We start from the raw sequence: 12,678 nt of genomic DNA, 5'->3' as shown, positions 1-12,678 counted from the left end.
ATGGATATTTATCCAACCCAAAGGTTTACTTCATTTTAAGCGGATGAAGTTGTTTTGAAATCGGCAATATTTCACTATAATGCCGCTTTTGTCATGTATTGAATATCCTCAAGCACGGACTTGACGGATGAAAGGAAAGTGTTAGATGCGCAGTCATTATTGTGGAGACGTTAATCGGTCTCATGTTGGGGAAGAAGTTACTCTCGTAGGTTGGGTAAACCGCAGTCGCGATCTCGGCGGCGTGGTTTTTCTGGATTTGCGCGACCGTGAAGGCGTGATTCAGGTAGTATATGATCCTGATCTGCCCGAGGTATTCGATGTCGCCAGCACACTGCGCAGCGAGTTCTGTGTGCAGGTGAAAGGCCTGGTACGCGCACGTCCTGACAGCCAGATCAACGATCAGATGCGCACAGGTGAGATTGAGGTGCTGGGTAAGGCCCTGACCATTCTCAACAGCGCACCGGCACTGCCGATCAACATGGACAAAAATCAACACAACACCGAAGAGCAGCGTCTTAAGTATCGCTACCTGGATCTGCGTCGCCCAGAGATGGCCGAGCGCATCATCTTCCGCTCTAAGGTGACCAGCGCCGTGCGTCGTTTCCTCGACGGTAACGGCTTCCTCGATATCGAGACCCCAATTCTGACCAAGGCAACCCCAGAAGGTGCCAGGGACTATCTGGTGCCTAGCCGTACCTACAAGGGCCAGTTCTTCGCGCTGCCACAATCACCACAGCTGTTTAAACAGCTGCTGATGATGTCTGGCTTCGACCGTTATTACCAGATCGTGAAATGTTTCCGCGACGAAGACTTACGCGCCGACCGCCAGCCTGAATTTACTCAGATCGATATCGAAACCTCTTTCATGACCTCTGCGCAGGTGATGGACAAGACTGAAGAGATGGTACGCGGCCTGTTTAAAGAGCTGCTAAACGTCGACCTGGGCGAGTTCCCTAAGATGACCTTCGCCGAGGCAATGCGTCGTTATGGCTCAGACAAGCCAGACCTGCGTAACCCGCTGGAGCTGGTCGATGTAGCCGACCTGGTTAAAGATGTCGACTTCAAGGTGTTCCAGGAGCCAGCCAACGACAGCGAAGGCCGTGTTGCCGTGCTGTGTGTGCCGGGCGGCGCTAGCCTGTCACGTAAGCAGCTCGATGAATATGGCAAGTATGTAAACATCTATGGCGCCAAAGGCTTGGCGTGGATGAAGGTCAATGAGCTGGAGAAAGGCCTGGAAGGCATTCAGTCGCCAGTGCTTAAGTTCTTAAGCGAAGAGGTGGTTAAGGGGATCCTGGAGCGCACAGGTGGGGCCAACGGTGACCTTATCCTGTTCGGTGCCGACAAGGCGAACATAGTGGCCGAAGCCATGGGCGCACTGCGTCTCAAGGTAGGTGAAGATTTCGACCTGCTTCAAGGCGACTGGAAACCACTATGGGTGGTTGACTTCCCAATGTTCGAGCGCACCTCTGACGGTGGCCTGCATGCCATGCACCATCCGTTCACTGCACCGAGTGGTATCACGCCAGCCGAGTTGGAAGCGGATCCAACGGCGGCCATCTCTGATGCCTATGACATGGTGCTTAACGGTTGTGAACTGGGCGGTGGCTCGGTACGTATCTACGATGCCGAGATGCAGTCTGCCGTATTCAGAATCCTGGGGATCAACGACGAGGAAGCCCAAGAGAAGTTTGGCTTCCTACTCGAAGCGCTCAAGTATGGTACGCCGCCACACGCAGGTTTGGCATTCGGCCTCGACCGTATGGTGATGCTGATGACAGGTGCCAGCTCGATTCGCGACGTGATGGCCTTCCCTAAGACCACCACGGCAGCCTGTCCGCTCACCAACGCCCCTGGCTTTGCTAACCCGGTACAGCTCGAGGAGCTTGGGGTCAGCGTAGTGGAAGCGAAAAAAGAGCAGGAATAAAACAAGATTGAACCAATAAGCCGAGCATCTTGCTCGGCTTTTTCGAGGCAAACTCGAATAAGGAGTCCCTATGGCCGGTCACAGTAAATGGGCCAACATCAAGCACCGTAAGGCGGCACAAGACGCCAAACGCGGTAAACTCTTCACCAAATTCATTCGCGAACTCACGGTAGCGGCCAGAGAAGGCGGCTCGGATCCCGATTCCAACCCGAGACTCAGGGCGGCAATCGATAAGGCGCTGTCAAATAACATGACCCGTGACACGGTCGAGCGAGCCATCAAGCGCGGCGCCGGTGAGCTCGATGGTCAGGTACTGGAAACCATCATGTACGAGGGTTATGGTCCTGGCGGCACCGCCGTGATGGTCGAGACCATGACAGACAACCGTAACCGCACCGTCTCTGGCGTACGTAACGCCTTTAGCAAGTCTGGCGGTAACCTGGGCACGGATGGTTCTGTAGCCTATCTGTTCGAGAAGCGTGGCGTGATCTCTTACGCCGAAGGCAGCGATGAAGACACCATCATGGACGCGGCGCTAGACGCCGGCGCCGAAGATGTGGTGACCAATGATGATACCTCTATCGATGTCTACACCACGCCTGAGGCCTTTGGTACGGTTAAGGATGCATTGGACGGCGCCGGGCTCGAGGCGGTTAACGCCGAGGTGACCATGGTGCCATCGACTAAGGCTGAGCTGGATGCCGAGACGGCGCCTAAATTCCTGCGTCTCATCGATAACCTTGAAGATCACGACGATGTACAAGAGGTCTATCATAACGCCGAGATCTCCGATGAGATCTTAGCCAGCCTCGAATAGGCTGACTATGCCGATAATCTTGGGGGTGGATCCCGGCTCGCGGATCACAGGCTATGGGGTGATCCAGTGCCAGGGCAGGCAGCAGATCTACCTGGGCAGCGGCTGTATTCGTACCCAATCCGATGATCTGCCCTCCCGTCTCAAGGTGATTTTCGACGGGATAAGCGAGATCATCCGCCAATACCAGCCGGACGAATTTGCCATCGAGCGGGTGTTTTTGGCTAAGAATGCCGATTCGGCGTTAAAGCTCGGCCAGGCGCGCGGGGCGGCCATCGTCGCCGCCACCAATGCTCAATTGCCGGTGGCCGAATATTCGGCGACCCAGATCAAGAATGCCGTGGTAGGCACGGGACGGGCGCAGAAGAGTCAGGTACAGCACATGGTGCAACAGATCCTCAAGTTGCCGGCGGCGCCGCAGGCCGATGCGGCCGATGCGTTAGGCGTTGCCCTGTGCCATTTCCACACATATCAGAGCCTGATCGCCATGGGCGGTAAGGCTAGCGCGAGAACTTACGGAAGATATAGATGATAGGTCGTTTACGGGGATTACTCGTCGAGAAGCAAGCGCCCGAGGTGCTGATTGAAACTGGCGGTGTCGGCTATGAGGTGCAGATGCCGCTCACCAGTTTTTATGAATTGCCGGAATTAAACCAAGAGGCGGTGATCTACACCCACTTCGTGGTGCGTGAAGATGCCCAGCTGCTGTACGGTTTCATCACCAAGCAGGAGAGGTCACTGTTCAGGCTGCTGATCAAGACTAATGGCGTCGGTCCTAAGCTGGCACTGACCATACTCTCTGGCATGACGGCGGGCGAATTTGTGAAATGCGTCGAGCATGACGACATCGCAACCTTGGTTAAGCTGCCGGGTGTCGGTAAGAAGACCGCCGAGCGTCTGCTGGTTGAGATGCGCGACAAGCTCAAGAGCCTGATGGAAGCCTCCCATGGCAACGAGCGCGAGTTTGTGCTGCAGTCTAACTATACTCCTGCACCTGTGGCCAACACGGCCGAAGAAGATGCCATCTCGGCGCTTTTGGCGTTAGGATATAAGCCGGCACAGGCCAGTAAGGCGGTGTCCAGTGTCTTCGAAGAGGGCATGGATTCAGAAACCTTGATCAAGGCATCGCTGAAATCGATGCTCTAGCGCTCAGAGTGAGAAATAGATGATTGAAGCCGATAGGTTAGTTCACGCCCAGCCCCAAGGCACTGAGGAGCGGGACGAGCAGATAGATAGGGCGATGCGTCCTAAGCTGCTGGATGAATACACGGGCCAGGACGATGCCAGGGCCCAGCTCAAGGTGTTTATCGAGGCGGCGCAGAAGCGCAGCGAGGCCTTGGATCATATGTTGATCTACGGACCTCCTGGCCTGGGTAAGACCACGCTCGCCATGATCGTCGCCAACGAGATGGGGGTTAACATCAAGTCCACCTCGGGCCCCGTGCTGGAGAAGGCCGGGGATCTCGCGGCGCTGCTCACCAATCTCGAGGCCGGTGATGTGCTCTTCATCGACGAGATCCACAGACTAAGCCCTGTGGTGGAGGAGATCCTCTACCCGGCGATGGAAGACTATCAGCTGGATATCATGATAGGCGAGGGCCCGGCGGCGCGCTCCATTAAGCTAGAGCTGCCTCCTTTCACCCTGATTGGCGCCACCACTCGTGCCGGCGCACTGACATCGCCGCTGCGTGCCCGTTTTGGCATCCCACTGCGTCTCGAGTTCTATAACGTCAAAGATCTTAGCAGTATCGTCACGCGCTCGGCCAAGGTGCTTGAGCTGCCGATCGATCAAGAAGGCGCGGTAGAGGTCGCCAGACGTTCTCGCGGCACGCCGCGTATCGCTAACCGTCTGCTCAGACGGGTGCGAGACTACGCCGAGGTGAAGCATGATGGCGAGGTCAACAAGCTGGTCGCCGAGAGCGCTCTGGATATGCTGGATGTGGATGTCGAAGGCTTCGATTATATGGACCGTAAGCTGTTGCTGGCCATCATAGATAAGTTTATGGGCGGCCCTGTGGGTCTGGATAACCTGGCCGCGGCCATCGGCGAGGAGCGTGAGACTATTGAAGATGTGCTCGAACCCTTCCTGATCCAGCAAGGCTTCATACAGCGCACCCCAAGAGGACGTATCGCGACGGCGAGAGCCTATCAGCACTTTAACCTGATCCAGCCGGAATAATCGCTAGGCGAACGGCTATTATTTTTCACATTAGTGAGTTGAGCGTTAAAAAGCGTGGTCGAAAGACTGCGCTTTTTTGTTTTCACCTACTGGCTCTACATACGACGCCTTTGCTGTCTACCCAGTACCTCCCTGTCTGACATTCAATCAAAGCTTTCACTCAAAGCCTTCAATCAAAGCCTTCAAACAAAGCCTTCAAACAAAGCCTTCAAACAAAGCCTTCAAACAAAGTCTTCAATCTGAGACGCTAACAAACGTCTTCATGGGTGTGCCGTGAGCGTCATGATCTTGCGGCTGTCGCTCTGTCGTTGCTGGGGACGCACTCGAATTTCTATGCAATCAGTCGATGATTCGAGTCGGTTGCTGTCTAGCTATTCCTGAATCCTATTTCAGAATCCTTTCGTTTAAAATTTAAGCTAAAAGAGTTTCTGTTAAGGGAATGAAAGATACAAAGCGTTACACTTATATAATTTAATAAGCCTACTTGTTAGTGAATTTGTTAATCCTCCACAAAGATTGAGTGTATTTAAATTGAAGATTGATTCGTATCCATTTTATTAATTCTGCACTTAGTTACTCTTTAGAATTAAATGCGTTAAGTCAGTAATTGATTTAATGCCGTGGCGTGGAAGCTAGGTAGAGAGATAAGTTAACTAACGCTGAGTTTCTGCGCGTTTGTAAAATATTGTAACAAGCAAGTCTAATCATCGCTCAGCATCCTTATTCATTTAAGGCTCAGGTCGGCGGATTTGTTAATGGTGGCGTGTTTATGTGCCTGCGGCGTAAAAACACCAGATTGAAACAAGTGTTTAGACCGTTATTTTGTGATAATGATCACACTTTCGTCTTTTGTGTGCGTTGTGATTGTGTTGCAACTCTTACGGAGGAAAACACTGGCTCGGATCAAATTTTCTAGTTAATTAAACCAGGTGAATGCTTATTCACTCTCTGGGGTGAAATATTAAACTTGCGTTGTTACTTAAATAATACTTTGTATTAACTTTTATTTTTCATTGGTTAATAAATTGGTGGATTGACGCATTTGGGGTGAAAGGAGAGTATCGAATCGAGCGTTGAATAAATAAAAGAACGGCGCCGAATAAAAATTGAATTAGGGAGTAGACCTACATGATTAAAACAAGCAGATTAGCTGCGGCAGTTAAATTAAGTTTAATTGCGACAGTGTCGACCAGCGGATATTTTGTTGCCAACAATGCCGTTGCTGCCGAAGAAAGTGCCTCTTTTGAACGTATCGCGGTAACGGGTTCACGCATTCAACGTCAAGACATGGAAACGGCTTCACCTGTTACCGTTATCGACGCCAGTGCTATTCGCGCCGAGGGTTACAACTCGGTCGATGAGATCCTACAGGCGCAACCTGCCATGGCGGGTATGGCAGTAGGCTCTACCACTAATAATGGTGCCGACGGTGTCGCCCAGGTGGATCTACGTGGTATGGGCGCAAGCCGTACGCTAGTGCTGTTAAATGGCCGCCGCATGGTGAACTCAGGTTCTGGCGCCGACAGTGCAGTGGATTTGAACACTATCCCAGTGGCGATGATCGCCCGTGTGGAGATCCTGAAAGACGGTGCCTCAGCGGTTTATGGCTCTGACGCCATTGCCGGTGTAGTGAACATCATCACCAAGAAAGATTTTGAAGGCTTCCAGCTGGACATCAATGGCGGCGCGACCGACAAGGGCGACGGCGAAAACGTTGAGATCAGTGCGCTTTACGGATTCAATACCGACGGTGGTAACTACACCTTTGGTGTGGCTTACTCAGACCGTGGCGGCGTGATGCAAAAAGATCGCGACTGGGTAGAGAAGGGTGCCAGTAGCTTTATCCCAACCGGCTCTTTAGGCGGTAAGGTACAAGATGAAAACGGCAACTGGGTCGATCGCACCGAAGGTTATGACTTTACCCAGGACAGCTGGCTACAGACGCCTAACGAGCGTTACAGCTTCTTCGCCAATGCGACCCAAGAGTTTGCGAACGAAATCGTCTTTACCGGCGACCTGCTTTACACCAAGCGTCAATCTGAGCAGATGATGGCGGCTCAGCCAGCTTCTGTGATGTTAGATGTGTGCACGCCGACTTCTACAGGCAACTGCATCACGCTAACCGACGAGATGGTTGCCGGTGGCATCACGCCTGACGACCAAGGTCGCGTCGAATATCGCAGAAGAACCACAGATGCGGGTAACCGTATCTATGAGCAAGACACTGACACCCTGCGTGTCTCAGCGGGTCTGGCCGGTGAATTCGATGTTCACACAGGCATCGCATGGGATCTTTCTTACACCTATGGTAAGAACAAGGCAGAGACCTGGGTGCACAACTCAATCAACGCTAAGAACATGGCGCAGTCTGTCTATGACAACCAGGATGCCTGGTTCAGCGGTGACCCACTGTCTCAAGCCATCGTCGACGATATCAGCTACCTGGAAAGCACTACCGGCGGTAACGAGCAGCACATCGTCTCTGGCGTGATCAGCGGCGAAGCCTTCGACCTGGAAGCGGGCCCAGTGGCTTATGCGATTGGCGCCGAGTATCGCCATGACAGCGGTTACTACAATCCAGATCCAGTGATCGTCGCCGGTGAAGGCACTGCAGCCCAGCAAGATCCTACCGATGGTAGTTACAGCGTGGTGTCTGTCTATCAAGAGGTGAGCGTACCTTTCACCGACAAGCTGACCGGTGAATTTGCGCTGCGTTTCGATGACTACTCAACTTTTGGTAACGCATCGACTTGGAAGATAGGTTTGACCTATGAGGCGACCGATGACCTTATGCTTCGCGCTGTAGCGGCAACCGGTTTCCGCGCGCCAAACGTGAGCGAGCTGTTCGGTGGTAACGTGGGTTCATACGACTACCTGGACGATCCTTGGGGCAACGAGCAAGACCCACAGATCCTGGTGAACTACACTTCAGATCCCGATCTGAAGGCTGAGTCTTCAGAGTCTTACACAGCTGGTCTGGTCTACTCGCCAAGCTATATCGACGGTATGTCACTGACGCTGGACTACTGGCGCTTCAAGATCAAAGACGCCATCTCGCGTCTGGACGTTCAAGCGGGTCTGAATGCTTGTCACGCCGGTGATACTACAGCTTGTGAAACCTTCGGTATTACCCCTGACGGTAACCTGGAGAACCTGACTAACCCGCTAACCAACGTGGGTTATCAAGACACAAGTGGTATCGACTTTAACTTGGCTTACCGTTTCGAAGGCCTGGGTCTGGACTGGAGCATCAGCAACGATCTGACCTACCTGCTCGAATTTGAACAGGATGGCATCGACTACACTGGCACCATCGGCGGCATGTTCGGTGGTTACGCTAAGGTGAAGAATAACTTCAGCGTAAAGGCCGGCCAGGGTGACTGGAGTCTGATGTACTCTAACCGCTTTATCGGTGAGATGGATGACATCAACTATGGTGACACAGTTGATTCAGTGCTGTACCACAACATCTCGGGTATGTACCACATCAACGACAGCATTACGGCAAGCCTGGGCGTGAAGAACTTCACCGACGAGAAGCCTGTGATGGTGGCAAGTGGTAACGAGGCAGGCACAGTGCCTGAGGTTTACGACACTATCGGTCGTCAGATCTACGGCGGTGTAACCGTTAAGTTCTAACGAGCAGTTGGAAATAAAAAAGCGCCCTAGGGCGCTTTTTTTTTTATGTGAGTATCAAGATTAGCCTAAGCCGTGCTGGGCAGATTTCATTTGAATGAACTCAATCTTGTAGCCATCAGGGTCTTCAACGAAGGCTATCTCAGTCGTGCCACCGGCAACCGGGCCAGGCTGACGGGTCACCTTACCTCCGGCGGCTTCGATAGCGGCGCAGCGGCTGTAGATATCCTCTTCGCCGATCGCCAGATGACCAAAGCCGGTACCGAGATCATACTTGTCCGTATCCCAGTTGTAGGTGAGCTCGACCACAGCGGCGCCAGTCGCCTCTTCGTCGAAACCAACGAAGGCCAGGGTATAGCGGTATTCTGGATTCTCGGACTTGCGCAGTAGCTTCATGCCCAGGATCTCGGTGTAAAAATGTATGCTACGATCGAGATCGCCGACCCTCAGCATGGTGTGTAAAAGTTGTGCCATAAGGACCTCTTTTTAGGGGAATGCTAGGCCCAAGTATACCTTATTTATCCGCCATTTAAATCTGCGCTATCGGTTTGCTTGCTCAATAACAGCCTGGGAATAACAGGCGTAAATCGCCATGATCACTGTCACAGAATGGGGTGATGTCACTGGTGTTAACCCGGATGGCTGAGATAATTGAGCTTGGTTACTAGAGGAGTTGTCGATGCCAAACGAATTGAAAATGGCCCTGGGATTAACGGCCACCATAGCACTGTTTCTATCTGTGTTTTTTGTCTGTATGTTTTGATACCAATCGTAGTAAATAACTGATCACTCTAGCGTGTTAAAACGTCCGATAACGGTGTTACCATTTGTGATTGTAGAATAACTACTTATCAAAAAATGCTGCCTTGTTCTTGAACGTTTTTCCCGTGCTATTTCTGCTCACTTACTTACCGTGATTGGTATAGCTCAGCAGCGAACCCTCGCTACTGAGTCTGAAAAAAGCCGCATCTGCGGCTTTTTATCTTTGAGAGCTTATTTTTATTCAAGAGTTTGCTTAAGTGTTTGCTCAAGTATTAGTTCTAGAATCAGCTCAAGAATCAGCGCAAGCCTGAACGCCTATTCGTCTGGATAGACCTTCTCTTTAAACTCGCAGTGCTCTTCAATCAAACAACTGCCACATCTTGGTTTGCGGGCGACACAGGTATAACGCCCGTGAAGAATAAACCAGTGGTGCACATCTACCTTAAACTCGGCCGGTACCACCTTTAACATCTTCTGCTCCACCTGATCTACATTCTTACCCATGGCAAACTTGGTGCGGTTGGCGACGCGAAAGATATGGGTATCGACGGCAATGGTCGGCCAGCCGAAGGCGGTGTTTAATACTACGTTGGCGGTCTTACGACCCACGCCAGGCAGGGCTTCGAGCGCCTCCCTGTCTTCGGGCACCTCGCCGCCGTGCTTCTCCAGCAAGATCTCGCAGGCCTTGATGACGTTGATTGCCTTGTTATTATACAGGCCTATGGTCTTGATATATTCCTTGAGCCCCTCGATGCCTAGGTCATAGATGGCTTGGGCGGTATTTGCGACGGGAAACAGCTTGTCGGTGGCCTTGTTGACGCTCACGTCCGTGGCCTGGGCCGACAGGGTGACGGCAACCAACAGCTCGAAGGGAGAGGAGAAGTTAAGCTCGGTTTCTGGCTTAGGATTGTTATCGCGAAAGATCTCCAGGATCTTACGACGTTTCTCGGTATTCATTACTTAACTCACCTTGGTAATGCGTGCGCGGGTGACGGCTGGCGCGGCCTCTGGGGCTGGTTTACGCGCCTCGAGCTGCTTGTCGATCATGTTCTTGATGGCGATAAGAAAACCCATGGCGATAAAGGCGCCGGGCGGCAGCATGGCCAGCAGGAAGTTGGTATCCACCTGCCAGAGATGAATCGTTAGCCCTTTAGCCCAGTCGCCAAGCAGCAGATCGGCACCGTCAAACAGTGTGCCCTGGCCCAAGATCTCGCGGCAAGCGCCTAACAGCATGAGCACCAGGGTGAAGCCCAGTCCCATCATCAGGCCATCGAACGCCGCCTTAACCACGCTGTTGCGTGAGGCGAAGGCCTCGGCGCGGCCAATGATGACGCAGTTGGTGACGATAAGTGGCAGGAAGATCCCCAGTGACAGATAGAGGCCATAGGCATAGGCGTTGATCAGCAGCTGTACACAGGTCACCAACGCGGCGATGATCATTACAAATACGGGTATGCGGATCTCTTTGGGCACAAACTCCCGCACCAGAGAGACCAGCACGTTGGAGCCCACCAGAACAACAAGCGTCGCTAAGCCAAGGCCTATGGCGTTGGTTAGGGTGGCGGTGACCGCCAGCAGCGGACACAGGCCCAGAAGCTGTACCAGGCCCGGGTTATTCTTCCATAGCCCTTGCCAGGCGATATCACGATAGTTACTCATACTGGACCTCACAGTTGGCAGGGCGGGTTAACAGGGTCTGCTGGTTGGCGTTGAAATAGGCCAGGGTGCGCTTAACGGCGCCGACATAGGCCCTTGGCGTGATGGTGGCGCCGGTAAACTGGTCAAACTGACCGCCATCTTTCTTCACCGCCCAACGCTTGTCTTGTTCGCCCTGAATACTCTGGCCCTTAAAGCCCAGTACCCAGGAAGACTTACGCAGATCTATCTTATCCCCAAGGCCCGGTGTCTCGTTATGGTTAAGGGTTCGCACGCCTAAAACCTCGCCCTTGGCATCGATGGCGACGATCAGCTTAATCTGACCGTTGTAGCCGTCCGGTGCGACGGTTTCCATGGCGATGGCTACCGGCTCACCACCTTGGCTGGCGATGTAGGCGGGCAGGGGCTCATCTATACCCAGGACATCTGCGTCCTGGATCAGGATGCAATGCTCAATAAGCGCGTTGTCATGCATCTCATCAGGGATGATCTGATGCAGGGTGCGCATCAGCTCGAGATCTTGCTGCTGCTTGATCCGCTCGAAGGTAAACTGGTTAACCAGGGCCACCAAGGCGGTACACAGGAGGGCGAATAACCCCAATAAGCTAGCATTTTTGACGATAGAACGTTTCACTTCATACTCCTGCCGTGGGCTTAGCGGCTTGCTCTGTGGCCGTAGGCTCGGGGTTTGACATAATAATCGATAAAGGGCGCGCACAGATTTGCCAGCAGCACGGCAAAGGCAAAGGCATCGGGATAGCCGCCGAAGCTGCGGATCAGATAGACCAGGAGACCGATCAGGGCGCCGAAGATCAGTCGGCCGCGGGTGCTGGTCGCCGCGGTCACAGGATCGGTTGCGATAAAGAAGGCTGCTAACATGGTGGCACCGGAAAACAGATGCAGCAAGGGGCCCATGTGGGTATCAGGGCTCAGCAGATAACCTATGCTGGCGCAGACAAACAAACTGGCCAAGATGGCGGTGCTTATCTGCCAGCGGATCAGCTTAAGCTTGAGCATTACTAGGCCGCCAGCCAGGTAGGCCAGGTTTATCACCGCCCAGCCTATGCCAAAGCCGTCGCTAAAGCTGGCCTTAGTTAAAATTTCATCCAGGGTCAGACCGGTGGAGAGGCCTGTCTTGACCGCATCCAGGGGGGTGGCCATGGTCACGCCGTCTATGCCGGCGCGATAGGCGAGGATCTGCTCGGCATCGGCGCCCTGGAAGATGATGCTCAGGCTCTGCATCAGCCCTAGGTCATGCAGGGCGGCGCCGCTTGGGGCGAGCCAGGTGGTCATCTGCACCGGGAAGGAGATTAGCAGCATCACATAGGCCGCCATGGCAGGGTTGAAGATGTTATTGCCAAGGCCTCCGTAGAGCTGTTTGACCACTAAGATGGCAAAGACTACGCCTATGGCCGCAATCCACCACGGTGCCAAGGCTGGAATCGCCACACCTATGAGCAGGCCGGTAAGGGCCGCGCTGTTGTCACTGATGGTCTTGCCTACGGGACGCGCACGTAACTTTAATACCGCCGCCTCTGTGGCCACTGCGATGGCAATAGCCAAGGCTATCTGGATCAGGGTTCCCCAACCGAAAAAGTAGCACTGGGCCAACGCGCCGGGCAGGGCGCACAGCATGACCTTAAACATCAGGCCACGGGTTTGTGCCTTGGTGGATAGGTGTGGCGATGAGGCCAACTTAAATGCCAT

General features: G+C 53.3%; 11 protein-coding genes. 6 read left to right on the top strand and 5 right to left on the bottom strand.

Annotated elements, in window-relative coordinates:
* Positions 1-145: 145 nt before the first annotated feature.
* The 6 genes from aspS (at position 146) to K0H80_RS10570 (ending at position 8,556) form a co-directional block, all read left to right on the top strand.
* Positions 146-1,924 (top strand): aspartate--tRNA ligase, encoded by a 1,779-nt coding sequence (gene aspS, locus K0H80_RS10595; RefSeq protein WP_220071531.1) that lies wholly within the window; start codon positions 146-148, stop codon positions 1,922-1,924.
* Between the two features lie 70 nt (positions 1,925-1,994).
* Entirely contained in the window at positions 1,995-2,741 is a 747-nt protein-coding gene (locus K0H80_RS10590; RefSeq protein WP_220042536.1) for a YebC/PmpR family DNA-binding transcriptional regulator, read from the top strand.
* Between the two features lie 7 nt (positions 2,742-2,748).
* Positions 2,749-3,270 (top strand): crossover junction endodeoxyribonuclease RuvC, encoded by a 522-nt coding sequence (ruvC, locus tag K0H80_RS10585; protein WP_220042535.1) that lies wholly within the window; start codon positions 2,749-2,751, stop codon positions 3,268-3,270.
* On the top strand, positions 3,267-3,884 hold the full coding sequence (gene ruvA / locus K0H80_RS10580; protein ID WP_220071530.1) for a Holliday junction branch migration protein RuvA: 618 nt from the start codon (positions 3,267-3,269) through the stop codon (positions 3,882-3,884). Before ruvC ends, ruvA begins: the two co-directional genes overlap by 4 nt.
* A gap of 19 nt (positions 3,885-3,903) precedes the next feature.
* Positions 3,904-4,917: a Holliday junction branch migration DNA helicase RuvB gene (gene ruvB, locus K0H80_RS10575; protein WP_220071529.1), complete on the top strand. Its 1,014-nt coding sequence runs from the start codon at positions 3,904-3,906 to the stop codon at positions 4,915-4,917.
* A gap of 1,128 nt (positions 4,918-6,045) precedes the next feature.
* Positions 6,046-8,556, top strand: coding sequence for a TonB-dependent receptor plug domain-containing protein (locus K0H80_RS10570; protein ID WP_011865872.1), 2,511 nt, complete (start codon positions 6,046-6,048; stop codon positions 8,554-8,556).
* Between the two features lie 60 nt (positions 8,557-8,616).
* Here K0H80_RS10570 and gloA read toward each other — a convergent pair whose 3' ends face one another.
* The 5 genes from gloA to rsxD all read right to left on the bottom strand — a co-directional run bounded on the left by gloA (position 8,617) and on the right by rsxD (position 12,678).
* Positions 8,617-9,027: a lactoylglutathione lyase gene (gene gloA, locus K0H80_RS10565; RefSeq protein ID WP_220042531.1), complete on the bottom strand. Its 411-nt coding sequence runs from the start codon at positions 9,025-9,027 to the stop codon at positions 8,617-8,619.
* Positions 9,028-9,630: 603 nt separating this feature from the next.
* Entirely contained in the window at positions 9,631-10,272 is a 642-nt protein-coding gene (nth, locus tag K0H80_RS10560; protein ID WP_220071528.1) for an endonuclease III, read from the bottom strand.
* Between the two features lie 3 nt (positions 10,273-10,275).
* Positions 10,276-10,974, bottom strand: coding sequence for an electron transport complex subunit E (locus K0H80_RS10555; protein ID WP_220071527.1), 699 nt, complete (start codon positions 10,972-10,974; stop codon positions 10,276-10,278).
* The gene (gene rsxG / locus K0H80_RS10550; RefSeq protein ID WP_220071526.1) at positions 10,967-11,605 is read right to left on the bottom strand and encodes an electron transport complex subunit RsxG; all 639 of its coding nucleotides are present in this window, start codon (positions 11,603-11,605) and stop codon (positions 10,967-10,969) included. The genes K0H80_RS10555 and rsxG overlap by 8 nt, the downstream gene beginning before the upstream one ends.
* 20 nt (positions 11,606-11,625) lie before the next feature.
* Positions 11,626-12,678: an electron transport complex subunit RsxD gene (gene rsxD / locus K0H80_RS10545; RefSeq protein WP_220071525.1), complete on the bottom strand. Its 1,053-nt coding sequence runs from the start codon at positions 12,676-12,678 to the stop codon at positions 11,626-11,628.

Origin of the sequence: Shewanella aegiceratis, assembly GCF_019457495.1 — a bacterium.
Lineage (GTDB): Bacteria > Pseudomonadota > Gammaproteobacteria > Enterobacterales > Shewanellaceae > Shewanella > Shewanella loihica.
Note: the sequence above shows the minus strand (reverse complement) of the source record. Positions and strands in the feature narration are given on the sequence as shown.